This is a genomic window from Petrotoga sibirica DSM 13575 (assembly GCF_002924625.1).
Classification (GTDB): domain Bacteria; phylum Thermotogota; class Thermotogae; order Petrotogales; family Petrotogaceae; genus Petrotoga; species Petrotoga sibirica.
The window spans coordinates 205676-222277 of record NZ_JAHC01000016.1 but is presented as its reverse complement, the minus strand read 5'-3'; the positions used below and the strand labels follow the sequence as shown (position 1 = coordinate 222277).

Below are 16602 nucleotides of genomic sequence, written 5' to 3'. Positions count from 1 at the left end.
AAATTATGAATGTCGAGGAAATAATGAAAATATTGCCCCATCGCTACCCTTTTCTGCTTGTTGATGGGTTATTAGAGTTAAATGAGGAAAAGATCAAGGCTTTTAAAAATGTAAGTATTAACGAACCTTTTTTTCAAGGTCATTTCCCAAATTATCCCATAATGCCAGGAGTACTTATTGTTGAGGGTATGGCTCAAACCGCTGGATTATTGCTTCTAAAAGATACGGATGAGAATGTAATTCCTTTGTTTACAGGTATAGATAAGGCTCGATTTAAAAAGGAAGTAAGACCTGGAGATAAATTGATATACGATTTAGAAATTCTACAGAAGAAAGCAAACATGTTCAAATTAAAAGGAATAGCTACTGTTGAAGGGCAAATATGTGCACAAGCAGAGATAATGGTAGGTATCAAAAAGAGTTGAAGATGGAGGTGCTGAATTGGAACCAGTAAAAAATAGGGTTACGGACTTATTGAAAATCAAATATCCCATATTAGAAGGCGGAATGGCATGGGTGGGTACTGCAAAATTGGCTGCAGCTGTTTCTAATGCTGGTGGATTAGGAACTATAGGTTCTGGAAACATGGATGCAAAACTTTTAAAGAAACAGATTGATTTAATAAGAGAGATGACCGATAAACCTTTTGCCGTAAACGTTATTATGCTTAATCCTCATATAGATGAAGTCATAGATTTGATAATTCAAGAAAAAGTGCCTGTTGCCATTTTAGGAGCTGGGAATTCTAGCAAATACATTCCTATGCTTAGAGAAAATGAAATAACAACATTAGCCGTAGTCTCATCGGAAAATCTAGCTTTGAGGTTAGAAAATGCTGGTGCGGAAGCTATAATAGGTGAAGGAATGGAATGTGGTGGACACATTGGAGATGTAACCACTATGGTTTTAGTTCCAAAGCTTTCCAGTATCTTGTCGGTTCCTGTAATAGCAGCAGGTGGAATTGCTAACGGGCCTGGTGCGGTTGCAGCCTTATCCTTAGGAGCAGAAGGCATTCAGATGGGGACTCGCTTTATAGCCACATATGAATGTGAAGCCCATGAAAATTACAAAGAAAAAATAATAAATGCGGGGATTAGAGACACTATAATTACTGGTCAGAAAATAGGTCATCCAGCTCGCATAATAAAAACAAAGTTCGGTAAAAAAATAGCGAAGCTAGAAGTATCTTCACCTGAAGAAGCAGAAGAAGCTTTGGTAGGTAGCCTTATGAAGGCTTTCTTGTATGGTGACGAAGAAAGTGGGTCTTTTATGGCAGGACAATCCGCTGGTTTGATAGAGGAAATAAAAAGTGTTAACGAGGTTATTGAAGATATAATGTCATATATTTTGAAAAATTATGACTTAGAAAAAAATGTCGATAAAAGGAGGAAATAAGTTTTGCGATGTTTTGTGTTTACAGGACAAGGATCCCAATACTTGGGAATGGGAAAGGATATATTAGAAAAAAAACCCGAATATGAATTGTTTTTTGATAAAGTAAAGAATAAGATTGGAGTGGATATAAAAACTATAATATTTGGCACTGATGAAAAAGAGCTTACCTTAACCCAAAATGCCCAAGTCGCTATACTCACAATTAGTTATATGAAGTATTTGAAAGCTTTAGAAGAAGGTTTCAAACCTGATGTGGTAGCAGGTCATTCTTTAGGAGAATGGACAGCCCTTTTAGCTGCAAACGTGATCGATTTTGAAGAGGCAGTTGAAGCGGTTTATTATAGGGGATTGTACATGAGTGAAGCTTTTGAACCAGGAAAAGGCGGTATGGCAGCGGTAATAGGCATGGATTTAAATGAGATTGAAAAAGTTTTAGCCAATTATCCAAACGTTCAAATAGCTAATTACAATTCTCCCTCACAAATTGTAATTAGTGGAGAAATGGAAGAGCTTTTGATCTCTATGGAAAAGCTCAAGGAAGAAGGAGCCAGAAAGGTTGTTCCGTTGAATGTAAGTGGTCCGTTCCATTCCAAATTTCTAAAAGATGCAGAAGAAAGGTTGAGAAAAAAAATTGAATATATAGAATTCAAAAAACCAACGGTTCCGATTGTTCAGAATGTGACGGCGAAGTTTGAGACAGATCCTGTTTTCATCAAAGAAAATGTAATTAAGCAAATAACTTCTCCCGTTAGATGGATAGAGTGTATTGAGGAATGTGTGAATAATGGTGTGGATGAATTTGTTGAAATTGGGCCGACAAAAGTGCTCACAAAATTTATTAAACAAATAAATAAAACTGTCAAATTGCTTAATATATAAAAATCGGGGGTGTTCCCTTTGAAGTTAAATCAAAAGATTGCGATCGTAACAGGTGGCTCTAGAGGAATAGGGAAAGAAATATCACGGAATTTCATAAAAGAAGGAGCCAATGTAATAGCAATCGCTATAGATGAAAGACCTCAAATAGAAGAAAACGAAAAAAGTGATTTTCCAGAAGATAGGTTCATTTATTATCAGGCAGACATAACTGATTTCAGTACGGTTAGTGAAATTGTCACTCAGATATATAACAAATACCAAAAAATCGACATATTAGTAAACAATGCTGGAATGGCAAAAGATAACTTCTTAGTTATTATGAAAGAAGAAGATTTTGATAAAGTAATACAAGTGAATTTAAAAGGAACATTTATAATGACAAAAGCAGTTGCCAAGATAATGAGAAAACAAAAGTTTGGAAATATAATAAACATGGCAAGCGTGGTAGGTATGGAAGGAAACATCGGTCAAACTAATTATTCAGCAGCAAAAGCAGGTATAATAGGGATGACAAAGTCTTGGGCGAAAGAACTTACAATGAAAGGGGAAAATATCAGAGTAAACGCCATAGCACCCGGTTTTGTTAAGACAGGGATGACAAAAAGTTTAAAAGAAGAATTGGTAGAGTATGTTGTAGAAAATACCTGTTTAAAACGATTGGGAGAGCCTCAAGATATAGCAAAATTAGCGGTATTTTTAGCCAGTGATGATTCTTCCTTCATAACAGGACAAGTTATAAGAATAGATGGTGGATTAAGAATTTAATGTTTTAAAATAAAAATCCCGAGGTCATGTGTCTAATAACCTCGGGATTTAGTTTTTAAAAGAGATGGTAAACTTTAAAGATTGAAACGGTTATAAGTGCCGTTACTGACATAATCTTGATTAGTATATCAAGCGAGGGACCAACGGTATCTTTCAGTGGATCCCCAACTGTATCTCCCACGATTGCTGCCTTATGGGCATCAGTACCTTTCCCTTCTCCTTCGACTCCACCAGATTCTATTCTCTTTTTAGCGTTATCCCATGCACCTCCAGAATTAGCAGAAAATATTGCTAACATAACACCACTAAGAGTAGTACCTATCAAAAGTCCTCCTACGAAGTTTGGACCAAGTAAAAGTCCAGAAATTATAGGTGTTAAAGTGGCAATGAGAGCCGGGAATTTTATTTGACTTAGAGAACCTTCGCTACTAATCCTGATACATCTTTCGTAATCTGGGTCTGCAGTTCCCTCCATCAATCCAGGTATTTCTCTAAACTGTCTTCTTACCTCATCAACCATCTTGTTAGCAGCATTTACCACGGCATTTATTAGAAAAGAACTAAAAAAGAAAGGCAACGCTGCACCAAAAATAGCTCCGGCTATTGTTCTTGAATCTATCATGTTCAAGATCAAGATACTTTCTAAATGCCCTACTCCTCCATCTCCAGGACCTGCTTGAGAATAAATAAAAGATGCAAAGAGTGCTAATGCCGCTAAAGCAGCGGAACCGATAGCAAAACCTTTACCTATAGCAGCCGTTGTGTTCCCTACAGAGTCTAGTTTATCGGTTATCTCTCTAACCTCTGGTGGCAAATTTGACATTTCACTTATCCCACCAGCATTATCTGCGATTGGACCGTACGAATCAACTGAAACGGTTGCTGCAACGAAAGAAAGCATACCCATAGCAGCCATTGCTACACCGTATAACCCTGCTATTTCAAAGGACACAAGGATTCCTAACATCAAAAGGAAAACAGGCAGTAGAACACTTTCCATTCCCAAGGCTAATCCTTTTGTAATGACAATAGCAGGACCACCCTTAGCGAATTCGCTTAATTCCTTTGTGGGATGGTATGCATCGTTAGTGTAATATTCCGCTATAAGACCCATAAAAATACCGTCTATTATACCTATAACAGCAGCCAACCAAGGGGAGAAGTATCCTAATCTGAAACCGATATTTTGAAATTCAGTGACACTAATGCCTCTCAAGTAGAAAAAGCTAAGAAAAAAAGTTATAATTAAAGTTAAAAATGCTGATGTCATCAAAGAGAAATTTAAATCTCTATGGGGATCATCAGAAGGCTTTTTTAAGATTATGTATAATATGCCAATCATCGAAGAAATTAATCCTAGTGATATAAAAAGTATCGGATAGTAAGTTAATCTCATGGTAGTATCATGAGAAAGATTTTGAGGACCCAAAAGGAAATAAGAATACAGTATTAGAACTATAGATGAAATTACGGCACCTACATAACTTTCCAACAAATCAGCTCCAAGTCCTGCAACATCTCCAACGTTATCTCCGACGTTATCAGCGATAGTCGCGGGATTTCGTGCATCATCTTCCGGCAGAGCTAATTCTGTTTTTCCAACTAAGTCTGCACCCATGTCCGCAGCTTTTGTGTAAACTCCTCCTCCAACCCTATCAAACATAGCGATTATTGAGCATCCAAGAGCGTATCCTGAAACAGTCATAGTGAAAGGAATGTAATTTATTCCCAACCAGTTGACTTTGATTACCAAATTTTCTGCAGAAAGCTGTCCCAGCCAATTTCCAAAAATAATGTATACTAAAAATAAACCTAATAGAGCCAATCCAGAAACGCTGAGTCCCATAACGCTTCCGCCTTGAAATGCAACTTTTAAAGTTTTTCCTATACTTTTCTCTGTTCGAGCCTTATTGCTAACTCTGACGTTAGCGTAAGTAGCTATTTTCATACCTATGTATCCTGCTAGGGCACTAAAAAAAGCTCCCATTACAAAAGCGATTCCAACATACCATTCTACCACGATACCTAAAGCTAAAGCGATAAATATACCATAAATTGATAATACTTTAAGCTCATGGTTAACAAAGGCGGAAGCACCAATTCTAATAGCCTTTGCAATGTGTTGCATCCTCTCCGTACCTTCATCTAATACAACGACTTGTCTAAAGTTAACACTTGCAAAAATTAAAGCAATAACAGGGACTACTGCCAAAATCCATAGACTACCCACTGTTTCACCTCCGAAGTGTTGTTAGATTTGAAGTATAACATAATACCCCATTTTATTATATCATTTTTTATTCAAAAAAAATAAGGTTTAAAAATACCAATTAAATGTGATTAGGAGCAATTAAACGACTTTAGAAACAATTAGAAGGATATATCCTCCAAATCGTATTTATTGTTTTTCAAATTACTTTTGATAAAATATATACCAAAGAACAGAAGTTATAAGAAAAATTGATATGTATATTGTGTTAAATATCACAAAAAGGAGGAGTTTTATTTGTTATCCGATATGAGCTTAAAAGAATTTTTAGAAAAGCTTTCGTCCAACGAACCTGCTCCTGGAGGTGGAAGTGCTGCAGCATTAGCGGGTTCTATTGCGGCTAGTTTGGGATGCATGGTAACAAATTTAACTATCGGCAAAAAAAAGTACGAAGAAGTTGAAAAAGAAATGAAAAATGTGAAAGTAAAGTTAGAAGAGTATAGAGACAAATTCCTTCAACTCATGGAGGAAGATGCAGAAGCTTTCAACGAGGTGGTAGAAGCATTAAAACTTCCAAAGAGTACTGAAAAAGAGAAAAGAGTCAGAAATGAAAGAATCCAAGAAAAAACAAAAAAAGCCACCCTTGTTCCTCTACAAATAGCCAAAGATGGGTTAGAACTCATGGAACTTTCAGGGGTTATAATAGAAAAGGGTTATAAAATGGCTAAAAGCGATGCTGCTATTTCGCTTATAATGGCTAAAGTAGCTGTTCATGGTGGATTATACAATGTAAAAATAAATCTCCCATCGATTAAAGACGAAGATTTTCTAAGAGACATCAACAGTCAAATTGAAAAAATTGAGGGAGAAGCAAACACCCTTGAATTAAGACTACTATCCAAAGCTAATATATAATTTTAAAAAAGGGGGTGGAACATAATGGATGAAAGAGAAAATTTAAGAGAAGGATTAATGAAAAAAAAGAAAACTTTAGAAGCAGAAAAGAAATCTATAGAAAAGTATATGGGTCCTCATGAACACGATGAATCTCTTGAAAAAGAATGGGAAAGGATTAACCAAGAGTTAGAGCAAATTGAAAAACAGTTGGAAGAAATAGAGAACGAATAAAAAATTGGCCGGTTCTCTACCGGCCATATTTTATGAAACTCATTTGAAAAGGATTTAGGGGTGAAAATAAGTTTGATTTTCCAACAATTCCTCTTTTGGTACGTTTCGAATCTCTTTGGCGGGAACACCGACGTATATTTTTTTTGGTTCCAAATTTTTAGTAACCACGCTTCCGGCGCCAACCAACACATCTTCTCCAATTATTTTTCCTGGTAATATTGTGGCGTTAGCTCCTATTCTTGCCCCCTTTTTGATAATTGGACCTTTGAAAAGCGTTTTTCTCTTCTCTGTTCTTCCTAAAAATTGATCGTTGGTAAAGGTAACTCCTGGAGCTATGAAACAATAATCTTCTATTGTAGAGATGGCCGTAATGTAAGCCTCTGTTTCTATCTTTACGTAACTACCTATTTTACTTTTATTTTCTATTGTTGCGCCTTTTCCGATGATAGTATGTTCTCCAATTTCTACATCTTCTCTTATGCTCGTCAAATCTCCAATAAAAACGTCATTTGATATTTTAGTACCTTTATATAAGATGCAACATGCTCCCACGATGACATTATTGCCCAAAGTTATAGGAGAAAAAGTTTTTGTTTCTGTTATGGCAGAATTTTTAGCTTTAAGAGGAGATTTCCCTATTATAGAATTATCTGATATTGTACAGTTTTCTCCAATAATACTACCTTTTTTTATTATTACATTATTTCCTATTATAGTACCTTTTTTAATAACAACATTTTCTTCAATTATAGCGTTGTAACCTATTTGAACGTTATTATCAATTTTAGCGCTTTTGGCTATATAAGAAGACATTTTTTAGCCCCCTTAGGTGTATAAAAAATAATTTTAAGAAAACTCTTTTAAAACTTCTTTTATTATCTTATCGTCTACCAAACCTTTAACGGTTTTTCCCTTTTTAATCCTTTGTCTGATGTCAGTTGATGAGATTTCAACGATAGGACTTTCCAATTTCACATACTCAAAATCTACACTGTCTGGTTTTTTTTCTTCAAAGTATCTAGGATAGACTACTAATTTTACCTTCTTCAATATTTCTTCCCATTTATACCATTTGTGAAAGTTTTTAAGGGAGTCTTCGCCTATCAAAAGATAAATATTTTTATCAAAGTTCGATAAATATTCGATGGTTCTGATTGTGTATGACGGTGAGGGCAGTTTATTTTCTATATCGCTTACTTCGAAATAATGTTCAAAAAAAACCATCTCACACCAAGAATACCTCTTATCGAAATTTGCTATGAAATCTATGCTCTTATGTGGGGGATTTTTAGAAGGTACTATTAAAAATCTATCAGGTTTAAATTCATCATAAGCTATCTCAGCGATTATTCTATGACCTATATGAGGAGGGTTAAAACTACCGCCAAAAAGCATCAACATGGCAAACACCTTTTCTTATGGAATGTATTCAAAAGCGAAATTTCCAATGTACACCGTATCTCCTTCTTTAACTCCCGCATTTCTTAGAATTTTATTCAGTCCGTTTTTTTCTAATGTATTTAAAATTAATAGACGAGAATCTTTTTGATGGATATCGTATCTGCTTAGCAACTTTTCAACGCCGTCCCCCACAACTTCAAATGTTTCATTATCCCACTTTATAACGTTGATTTTTATATAAGGATCGGGTTCATAGCTGACGGGTTGTATTTTTATTTTTTCTGTTACAATGGATTTCAACCTTTTTTGGAAAGACTTTTGTTGCTCAATTTTTTCTTTACTTATATGATTCCATACCATAGTTATGAGCTCTTTAATGTTTTCACCGGTATAAGCGGAAATTGGGAAAATATCTTTACCCGTTCTATTCTTGAAATCTACTAATCTTTTTTCCAGGGTGTCTTTCTGTATAGTATCTATCTTATTTGCAACTATGATCTCTTTCTTTTTAGAAAGAATATGAGAAAAAGACTCTAATTCTTTTCTAATTTTTATATAATCCTCTACTGGATCATCTCTTTCAAAACAAGATATATCTATAAGATGTACCAAAATAGAACATCTTTCAATGTGCCTTAGAAATTGATCTCCTAAACCTTTTCCCAAATGTGCTCCCTCTATAAGTCCGGGGATATCAGCTACCACGAAAGAATAACCTGTGTCTACTTTTACCACGCCTAAATTTGGAACTATAGTTGTAAAAGGGTAATCAGCGATTTCTACTTTGGCGTTTGAAATTCTTGAAATTAATGTAGATTTACCCACGTTAGGATAACCAATCAAGCCGACATCTGCTACAATCTTTAAGACGAGCTTTAGATTTTTAGATTCACCTTCAACACCTTTTTCTGCGATTTTAGGAACCTGTAGAGTTGAAGTTGCAAATCTCGCATTTCCTCTGCCGCCTTTACCTCCACGAGCAACAACCAAATATTGTTCCGGAGCTTTTAAATCTGAAAGTAATTCGTTGGTTTCAATATCATAGACACAAGTACCTACGGGTACCTCAATCAAAACATTTTCTCCGGTTTTTCCAGCTTTCTTTTTATTTTTACCATTTTCCCCGTTTTTTGCTCTAAAAATTTTCTTGTATTTAAAATCTACCAATGTATTTTTATTGAGGGTTGATTTGATGATAATCGAACCACCATCTCCCCCGTCTCCGCCATCTGGCCCGCCCTTTTCTACGTATTTTTCTCTTCTAAAGCTTACAGCTCCATCGCCTCCTTTTCCAGCAATCACTTTGATATTCACTTCATCTACAAAATCACCGATCAAAACGTTACACCTCCACTTATTTATCAAAAATCCTTTTAATAGAATTTTTATCGAATCCAAATTCTTCTTCCTCTATATTCCCTAAAGGTTCAACGTGGATTATCACATCTTTTATGTAAGGATTTATTTTTTTCAACTCCCTTTCAACTTGAGAGGCTATTTCATTAGCTTCTTTGATTGTCATGTCTTCGTCTACTTCGATATGAAGTTCGACAAAATAGACATATCCAGCTTTTCTCACTCTAATTTTATGGGGATTATAAGCTTTACCAATCTTTTCAACGGCTTCTAAAGTATTGTAATAGATTTCCCCTAACTCTTTTGAACTGCCCATAAACTCATCCGAAGTTTCAAGGAACATCTTTATTCCAACTCTGAATATGAACACGGATACAATAATTGCTACCAACGAATCTACCCACATTATATTTAACGTAAGGTAAAATATTATACCAATGAAAACAGACAAAGAGGTTAAGATGTCATTTTTCATATTTAAAGCATCGGCCACTAAAGAAGAATTTCTTATTTTATTTCCGACGGAGAATTTATACTTATATAAAAAATATTTGGTAACTATCGAAATCAAAGAAATCCATAGTACTAAATAAGGCCTGTGAATTAAAAAATTATGGTTTATTATACTTTGAATGGAACCTGTAAGAACTTGAAAACCTGCGTAAATAATTACTAAAGATAAAACCTTAGTAACTATCGTCTCAGCTCGTTCATGGCCAAAAGGATGGCTCTCATCTGCAGGCTTACTTGAGATTTTCGATGCAATTAAAGTTAGTATCGAAGTTATTATATCTGTAGTTGAATCTATTCCATCAGCTAAAATAGCCATACTACCCGTAATGAAAGAGATAACTAATTTTAAAAAAGCAAGGGCCGTGTTTATTATTATTCCCATCCATGAGACATTTGCGGCTAATTTTTCTCTTTTTGAATTAACCTGAAAAGCTTCTTCATTTAGTGTTTTCTTCAAATAATATTCTCCTTTGTTGACTTCTATGAATATCAGTTAAAATTGAAATGCAGTACACCTCTGTGCATTGCTTATTATACCACAAGTAATATTCTTTAAATGAAATTTTTTTTCACATAAAGTTCTTTTATGATATAATTAAAATGAATAATTAAATGGGTAGGGAGCGGGGCGAAGGGACGCCAAAGCAACTAGCAACTAAAAGTAGTGTAGAGCAAAAAAAAGGAGAGTGAATCTTATAAATATTTTAAACATCAATGGTTTAGTTCCAAAGTTGCCTATAATCCAAGGGGGTATGTCCGTTGGTATTTCTCTTGATAATTTAGCATCTGCGGTAGCAAATGCCGGAGGGATTGGAATAATAGGTACTGCGGGTATTGGGTTAATCGAAAATCCTGAAACGAGAAAAGTGAAAGAAGCCAATATAGAGGGTCTTAAAAATGTTATTAGAAAGGCAAGGGAAAAGACAAAGGGAATAATTGGCGTTAATATAATGACCGTTTTGACTGATTATAAGGAGCTTGTGAAAACATCGATAAAAGAAGGAATAGATTTAATAATATCTGGAGCAGGGTTGCCTTTAAGTTTACCTGAATTTCTAGATAAAGAATCTAAAACAAGGTTAGTTCCTATAGTTTCTTCTTTAAAAGCTGCCCAAATAATATTCAAAAAATGGTGGATGAAATATAAGTACATTCCTGATGCATTTATTGTGGAAGGTCCAAAGGCTGGGGGACATTTGGGATTTAAAAAGATTAACCTGGATAACCCTGAATTTCAACTCGAAGTTACCGTTCCTCAGATAGTAGGTTTCTGTGAGGAAATTAAAAAAGAATACAATAAAGAAGTACCTGTAATAGCTGCTGGTGGTATCAATACACCTGAAAAAGTAAATGAAATATTTGCATTAGGTGCAAAGGGGATACAAGTAGGAACTCCTTTTATAGCCACGCAAGAGTGTGATGCCGATATAAAATTTAAAGAGGCTTTGATAAATGCTAAAGAAGAAGATATAGTAATAATTGAAAGTCCCGTAGGCCTTCCGGGAAGAGCTATCAAAAACAAATTTATAGAAGATGTTTCAAAAGGGATTAAAAAGCCATTCAAATGTCCTTATCACTGTATTAAAACGTGTAATTTTGTTGATGCTCCTTATTGTATAGCCCAAGCGCTGCTTAACGCGGCAAAGGGGAATTTAAATGACGGATTTGTTTTTAGCGGACAATACCGTTACAAAATCGATAAAATTACAGCGGTACAAGAAGTAATAAACTATCTTTTTGGAATCAACGTAGATAAAGCGAAAGAGCCGTCTCCTCAACGCTCATAGAGACGGAAATTTGTGACAAGTTCAGCTAGTCACAAAAGTTGAGAAGATTCATTCCATGCGAAGAGGTTCTAAGTATAAATTTAAAAATTTTAAAGACAACAAAAAATAAAAAAGAGGAGGTCGCGTTATGTTAAATTTTAAATTTGTAAGTCCGACACGAATAATCTTCGGGAAAAAAGCCGAAGAAAAGGTTGGGGAAGAGGTAAAAAATTATTCCAATAAGATTTTATTTCACTATGGGCAAGGAAGCATTAAAAAAACAGGTTTGTATGATAAAGTGGTAAAATCTTTAAAAAATGTAGGAGTTGAGTTTGTTGAATTGGGTGGTGTTCAACCCAATCCCAGATTAAGTTTGGTAAGAAAGGGCATCGAAATATGTAAAAAAGAAGATATTACTTTTATACTGGCTGTAGGTGGTGGAAGTGTAATAGATTCCGCAAAGGCCATAGCAGCAGGAATGAAGTATGATGGAGACGTGTGGGAATTGTACGAAGGGAAGGGAATTTTGAAAGAAGCGCTTCCCGTTGGTGTCATTCTAACCATACCTGCTGCTGGTAGCGAAGCTAGTATGGGATCGGTTATTACAAATGAAGATGGATGGTATAAAAGAGCAATAAATTATGATATTTTAAGACCGGTTTTTGCAATAATGAATCCTGAACTAACTTATACTCTACCACCTTTTCAAACAGCTGTAGGAGCGGTAGATATGTTAACCCACGTAATGGAGAGATACTTCACCAACACCCAACATGTTGAGTTAACCGATAGGTTGAGCGAAGCCACTATGAGAACTATAATCCACAATGCACCTTTAGCCCTTAAAGACCCTTACAATTACGACGTCAGAGCTGAAATTATGTGGGCTGGTACCGTTGCACATAACGGTTTATTAGGAACCGGAAGGGAAGAAGACTGGGCAACTCATGGTATAGAACATGAAGTGAGTGGCATTTACGATGTTGCACATGGAGCAGGTTTGGCTGTTTTATTCCCTGCTTGGATGAAATATGTTTATAGGCACGATTTAAACAGATTTGCTAGGTATGCTGTAAATGTTTGGAACGTCGAAGCTGATTTCTTTAACTTAGAAAAAACCGCTTTAGAGGGTATTAATAGACTTGAAAAATATTACAAAGAGGATTTAAAATTACCAATCACCTTGAAAGAATTGAAAGTTCCCGATGACAGATTCGAAGAAATGGCACAAAAGGCAACGGAAAGAGGACCTGTCGGTAATTTTGTAAAACTTTACAAGGAAGATGTTCTAAATATCTTAAAATTGGCAAGGTAAAAAAGGGCTTTACGCCCTTTTTCCATTTTTAAGGATATTCTTATTCTTATTATTCTTATTATTATTGCTTTTTAACGTTCGTAAGTCTTAATCTGTTTATCAAAATTTTTGACTAATTCTTTAAAAAGAGCTAAAAACTTTTGATTTTCTTCTTTGGTTCCAACGGTTACTCTAATTTTATTTTCTAAAGTCCCAGAGTATTTTCTCAAAAGTATTTTATTTTCTAAAAAGTAGTTGTAAACAGCTTTAGCTGTTAAGCCATCTGTTTTATCAAAATCCAGGAGTATAAAATTAGCATCACTTTTTAAGGCAACTCTTCCAAGCTCTTTTGAAAGCTTATTTCTTTCTTCGATGATGTAATCAATTTTTTCTAAAATGAGATTATAATTTTCTAATAAGGTTTCTACCATCTTTTCAGTTAATACGTTGAAACTGTAAGGGGATTTTATTTTCATTATTTGTTTAACTATTTCTTCATTGGCTATTAAGATACCTGCTCTGATACCTGCCAATCCGAACGCTTTGGAAAATGTTTTTAATATTATAAGATTAGGGTAGTCTTTTAAATACTGGATCATGCTTGTTTTTGAGAAATCCGCATATGCTTCATCAACAATTACAGGGGATCCTGTTTTTAAGGCTTTTAAGATCTCTTTTTGGGGTTGCAAGTTTCCCGTAGGATTGTTTGGTGAGCAGATGAATATCATACTCGTTTGATCATCTGCGGCTTTATCTATGTCTTTTATTTCGTAATTGGTATTCAAAGGGATTTTTTTTACTGAAAGGCCATTGAGGACGGAATAAAATTCGTACATTTCAAAAGTAGGCGGACAAACTATTACATCCTTTCCAGAAAAGATTTTAACCAAGTAAGATATCGTCTCGTCACTTCCATTTCCAACCACTATGTTGTTCATGTCAAGATCTATATTATATTTTGAAAAATATGAGTTTAAGAAAGTCGCTATTTTTTGTCTGATGTTGTCAGCGGTTAATTCGGGGTACCGATTTATGTTTGTTTCTGTTATCTTTTGGAAAAAGATCTTTTTAAGGTCTAAAGAAAGATCGAAGGGATTTTCATTTTTGCTGAGATCTATGAATCCATCGTTGATATAAGTATTAGAAGGTTTGTATTCCTCAAAACTTTTTAAAATTGGGTTGAATTTCAACTTTGTTCACCTCCCTCTGGTGAATGTCTCTTTTTTAATTCTTGAACAACTTCTCCTATATCTATTCCTTCGTAGGTTAATAACACCAACAAATGATAAATCATATCAGCGGTTTCATATATTGTTCTTTCCCTATTTGGAGCAACTAAAACTTCAACAGCTTCTTCTCCAAACTTTTTATAGATTTTTTCCTTTCCTTCATTAAACAAATAAGTTGTGTAAGATCCTTCTTTGGGGTTCTTTTTTCTATCTTTTATAACTTCTTTTAATTGGTTCAGAAAATCCAGTGAGTAATCTATATTGGATTCAGGTAGTTTATCGATATGTTCAATTTTTCTAAAACAACTTTTAGTTCCTAAGTGGCAAGCTGGACCCGTTTGATCAACTTTTAAGAGTAATGTGTCATTATCACAATCTACGTACACTTCTTTCAATTTTTGATAGTTCCCGCTAGTTTCTCCTTTCATTCTGATCCTTTCTTTGCTTCTAGAGTAGTAATGAACATATCCTGTTTCTAAAGTTTTACTAAGGGCTTCTTTGTTCATATAACCTAAAGTTAATACGTCACCATCGAGACCTTGAACTATTACAGGTATGAGGCCATTGTTTTTTTCCCAGTCTAACTTGTCTATTATTTGCTCATAATCTAACATTTATTCCCACCTTCTTCAATTGAATTTTGAGGTCTTTTGCACTGTAGATACCAAAATGGAATATGGATGCAGCAAGAGCGGCATCTGCACCGATTTGAAAAACATCGATAAAATCTTTAACTTCTCCTGCCCCACCTGAGGCAATAACTGGGATTTCTACAGCGTCAACTATTTGTTTGGTTAAATTCAAGTCGTACCCTTTTTTTACACCATCGGTGTTCATAGAAGTAACTAACACTTCCCCGGCTCCCAATTCTTGGCACTTTCTAGCCCAGTCAACAACGTCTAAATCCGTTTTTTTACTTCCTCCATGTGTGTATACATAGTACTTCTCGCTTTCAGCATCTTTTTTTGCATCTATCGCTACCACTACGTTGGAGCTCCCTATTATTTTTGAACTTTCTTTAATTAAATTTGGATTTTCAACAGCAGCTGTATTTATAAACACTTTATCTGCTCCACATTTTATTATTTCTACCATTTGTTCTACCGTTTTCAATCCACCACCTACGGTGAAAGGAATGAAAAGTTCTTTGGCAATCTCCTCAACAAGATTTTTGAGTATATTACGTTTTTCTTTAGATGCAGTTATATCTAAGAATACGATCTCATCCACCCCATCTTTTTCATATTTTTTGGCTAATTGTACTGGATCTCCTGCGTCTTGTATATTCTCAAATTGTACCCCCTTTACAACTCTTCCTTCTTTTATATCCAAGGCGGCCACTATTCTTTTTGTCAGCATTATTGTTCACCTCTTAACTCCTGCAAATTGATTTTACCTTCGTAGAGAGCTTTTCCTATTATAGCCCCATTGAAACCTATTTTTTTCAATTTTTTTAAATCTTCTTTTTTAGTTACGCCCCCAGCATAAATTATTTCTTCATCTTGCCAGAATCTTTTTATGTTTAAAGAAACACCTTCTAAAGTTCCATCTTTGCTTGTGTCTGTATATATGAATCTGTTGGTGTATTTTTTAAAAATAGAAAAAGCATCTTCTAAGGTAATTTGTGAGTTTTCTAACCAACCTTTTGTTTTTAAAGTTCCGTTCTCGACATCCAAACTTATGGTGATATTGTTAAAAGCATTGGTGACATTTTCTAAGAATTCTAAGTTAAAGGCTGCCGTACCTATAATTACATAGCTCACACCTATTTCGTAGGCATCTTTTATGCTTTCAAAGGTTCTTAATCCTCCACCCAGTTCAACTTTCAACCCAGTTGATTGGATTATTTGTTTTACAACATCTAAATTTTTTACAATGCCTTCAAAAGCTCCATCTAAGTCAACAATGTGAATAAGATCAACATATTTTGAAAATTCTTTGGCTATTTCGATTGGATCTCCGTATTCTTTTATTTCATTTTTGCTACCTTTGAAGAGTCTTACCACTTTTTTGTTCATAAGGTCTATTGCGGGTATTATTTTTATGTTGTTGATAGACTTCACCTCGTTATAGATTTTTAAAATTTTCTAATAATTTAATACCTTTTTCGCCTGATTTTTCAGGATGGAACTGCACTCCGAATACATTTTCCTTTTGAACACTTGATGCAAATCTACAAATTTTTCCTCTGCTTTCGTATTCTGTGTATGAAATTATGTATTTTTCCTCAGTTGTTACGTAATAAGAATGTACAAAATAGAAGTAACTTCCATTTTCTATTCCTCGAAAAATCAGATAATCTTTTGTAAATTCAACACTGTTCCAACCTATGTGGGGTACTTTGATATTTTTAAACTTAACCACTTTTCCAGGTAAATATGAAAATCCCGTGCCTTCATCTTCTTCACTGCTTTTAAATAACAGCTGCATTCCTAAACATATACCTAGAAAAGGTTTGTTTTTGTCGATATGTTCCAATATATAATCTTTTAGAGGAAATATATTGTTTGAAACTATTCCAAAAGAGCCTACCCCTGGTAGTATTATTTTATCCGCTGTTTTTATGTCACTTATTTCATTGCTAATAATGCCTCCGACGGCTTTTTGAACATTTGAAAAGTTACCGACTCCACCATTTAATATGACTATTTTCTGCATATGTACCAC

Annotated in this window: 19 protein-coding genes; 9 read left to right on the top strand and 10 right to left on the bottom strand. The window is 34.6% G+C overall.

What is annotated here, in order from left to right:
* The first annotated feature begins 5 nt into the window (after positions 1-5).
* The 4 genes from fabZ to AA80_RS04630 are packed head-to-tail and all read left to right on the top strand — an operon-like array spanning position 6 to position 3039.
* Positions 6-425 (top strand): 3-hydroxyacyl-ACP dehydratase FabZ, encoded by a 420-nt coding sequence (fabZ, locus tag AA80_RS04645; RefSeq protein ID WP_103876649.1) that lies wholly within the window; start codon positions 6-8, stop codon positions 423-425.
* 16 nt (positions 426-441) lie between these two features.
* Entirely contained in the window at positions 442-1395 is a 954-nt protein-coding gene (locus AA80_RS04640; protein WP_103876648.1) for a nitronate monooxygenase, read from the top strand.
* A 3-nt stretch (positions 1396-1398) separates the two neighbouring features.
* Positions 1399-2274 (top strand): ACP S-malonyltransferase, encoded by an 876-nt coding sequence (gene fabD / locus AA80_RS04635; RefSeq protein WP_103876647.1) that lies wholly within the window; start codon positions 1399-1401, stop codon positions 2272-2274.
* Positions 2275-2292: 18 nt separating this feature from the next.
* The gene (locus AA80_RS04630; protein ID WP_103876646.1) at positions 2293-3039 is read left to right on the top strand and encodes a beta-ketoacyl-ACP reductase; all 747 of its coding nucleotides are present in this window, start codon (positions 2293-2295) and stop codon (positions 3037-3039) included.
* Between the two features lie 55 nt (positions 3040-3094).
* Here AA80_RS04630 and AA80_RS04625 read toward each other — a convergent pair whose 3' ends face one another.
* Positions 3095-5269, bottom strand: a complete 2175-nt coding sequence (locus AA80_RS04625) for a sodium-translocating pyrophosphatase (protein WP_103876645.1) — start codon at positions 5267-5269, stop codon at positions 3095-3097.
* Between the two features lie 15 nt (positions 5270-5284).
* Here AA80_RS04625 and AA80_RS10475 point away from each other — a divergent pair, with 15 nt between their 5' ends.
* The 3 genes from AA80_RS10475 to AA80_RS04615 all read left to right on the top strand — a co-directional run bounded on the left by AA80_RS10475 (position 5285) and on the right by AA80_RS04615 (position 6376).
* A complete protein-coding gene (locus tag AA80_RS10475; protein ID WP_370445634.1) occupies positions 5285-5353 on the top strand; it encodes a hypothetical protein in 69 nt (22 codons plus the stop codon).
* Between the two features lie 192 nt (positions 5354-5545).
* Positions 5546-6163 carry a cyclodeaminase/cyclohydrolase family protein gene (locus tag AA80_RS04620; RefSeq protein ID WP_103876644.1) on the top strand — a complete coding sequence of 206 codons (618 nt, stop codon included), beginning with the start codon at positions 5546-5548 and terminating at the stop codon, positions 6161-6163.
* A gap of 24 nt (positions 6164-6187) precedes the next feature.
* Positions 6188-6376 carry a hypothetical protein gene (locus AA80_RS04615; protein ID WP_103876643.1) on the top strand — a complete coding sequence of 63 codons (189 nt, stop codon included), beginning with the start codon at positions 6188-6190 and terminating at the stop codon, positions 6374-6376.
* A 54-nt stretch (positions 6377-6430) separates the two neighbouring features.
* Here the strand turns inward: AA80_RS04615 and AA80_RS04610 are convergent, their stop codons facing one another.
* The 4 genes from AA80_RS04610 to AA80_RS04595 are packed head-to-tail and all read right to left on the bottom strand — an operon-like array spanning position 6431 to position 10103.
* Positions 6431-7189: an acyltransferase gene (locus tag AA80_RS04610; protein ID WP_103876642.1), complete on the bottom strand. Its 759-nt coding sequence runs from the start codon at positions 7187-7189 to the stop codon at positions 6431-6433.
* Between the two features lie 33 nt (positions 7190-7222).
* Positions 7223-7777: a nicotinate (nicotinamide) nucleotide adenylyltransferase gene (gene nadD / locus AA80_RS04605; RefSeq protein WP_103876641.1), complete on the bottom strand. Its 555-nt coding sequence runs from the start codon at positions 7775-7777 to the stop codon at positions 7223-7225.
* A 15-nt stretch (positions 7778-7792) separates the two neighbouring features.
* Positions 7793-9115, bottom strand: a complete 1323-nt coding sequence (obgE, locus tag AA80_RS04600) for a GTPase ObgE (RefSeq protein ID WP_103876673.1) — start codon at positions 9113-9115, stop codon at positions 7793-7795.
* A gap of 16 nt (positions 9116-9131) precedes the next feature.
* A complete protein-coding gene (locus AA80_RS04595) occupies positions 9132-10103 on the bottom strand; it encodes a cation diffusion facilitator family transporter (protein ID WP_103876640.1) in 972 nt (323 codons plus the stop codon).
* A 229-nt stretch (positions 10104-10332) separates the two neighbouring features.
* On the opposite strand from AA80_RS04595, the gene AA80_RS04590 reads away from it, so the two are divergent.
* Together AA80_RS04590 and AA80_RS04585 are read left to right on the top strand one after the other, a co-directional pair.
* Positions 10333-11433 carry an NAD(P)H-dependent flavin oxidoreductase gene (locus AA80_RS04590; RefSeq protein ID WP_103876639.1) on the top strand — a complete coding sequence of 367 codons (1101 nt, stop codon included), beginning with the start codon at positions 10333-10335 and terminating at the stop codon, positions 11431-11433.
* A gap of 127 nt (positions 11434-11560) precedes the next feature.
* Complete coding sequence (locus AA80_RS04585) at positions 11561-12727, top strand: iron-containing alcohol dehydrogenase (RefSeq protein WP_103876638.1); 1167 nt, start codon at positions 11561-11563, stop codon at positions 12725-12727.
* Between the two features lie 71 nt (positions 12728-12798).
* On the opposite strand, the gene hisC is transcribed toward AA80_RS04585, so the two are convergent.
* The 5 genes from hisC to hisH are packed head-to-tail and all read right to left on the bottom strand — an operon-like array spanning position 12799 to position 16593.
* Positions 12799-13896: a histidinol-phosphate transaminase gene (gene hisC, locus AA80_RS04580; protein ID WP_103876637.1), complete on the bottom strand. Its 1098-nt coding sequence runs from the start codon at positions 13894-13896 to the stop codon at positions 12799-12801.
* Positions 13893-14549: a bifunctional phosphoribosyl-AMP cyclohydrolase/phosphoribosyl-ATP diphosphatase HisIE gene (gene hisIE / locus AA80_RS04575; protein WP_103876636.1), complete on the bottom strand. Its 657-nt coding sequence runs from the start codon at positions 14547-14549 to the stop codon at positions 13893-13895. The genes hisC and hisIE overlap by 4 nt, the downstream gene beginning before the upstream one ends.
* Complete coding sequence (gene hisF / locus AA80_RS04570; RefSeq protein ID WP_103876635.1) at positions 14536-15294, bottom strand: imidazole glycerol phosphate synthase subunit HisF; 759 nt, start codon at positions 15292-15294, stop codon at positions 14536-14538. Before hisF ends, hisIE begins: the two co-directional genes overlap by 14 nt.
* The gene (gene hisA / locus AA80_RS04565; protein ID WP_166667748.1) at positions 15294-15980 is read right to left on the bottom strand and encodes a 1-(5-phosphoribosyl)-5-((5-phosphoribosylamino)methylideneamino)imidazole-4-carboxamide isomerase; all 687 of its coding nucleotides are present in this window, start codon (positions 15978-15980) and stop codon (positions 15294-15296) included. The genes hisF and hisA overlap by 1 nt, the downstream gene beginning before the upstream one ends.
* Positions 15981-16002: 22 nt before the next feature.
* A complete protein-coding gene (hisH, locus tag AA80_RS04560; RefSeq protein ID WP_103876633.1) occupies positions 16003-16593 on the bottom strand; it encodes an imidazole glycerol phosphate synthase subunit HisH in 591 nt (196 codons plus the stop codon).
* Positions 16594-16602: the final 9 nt, after the last annotated feature.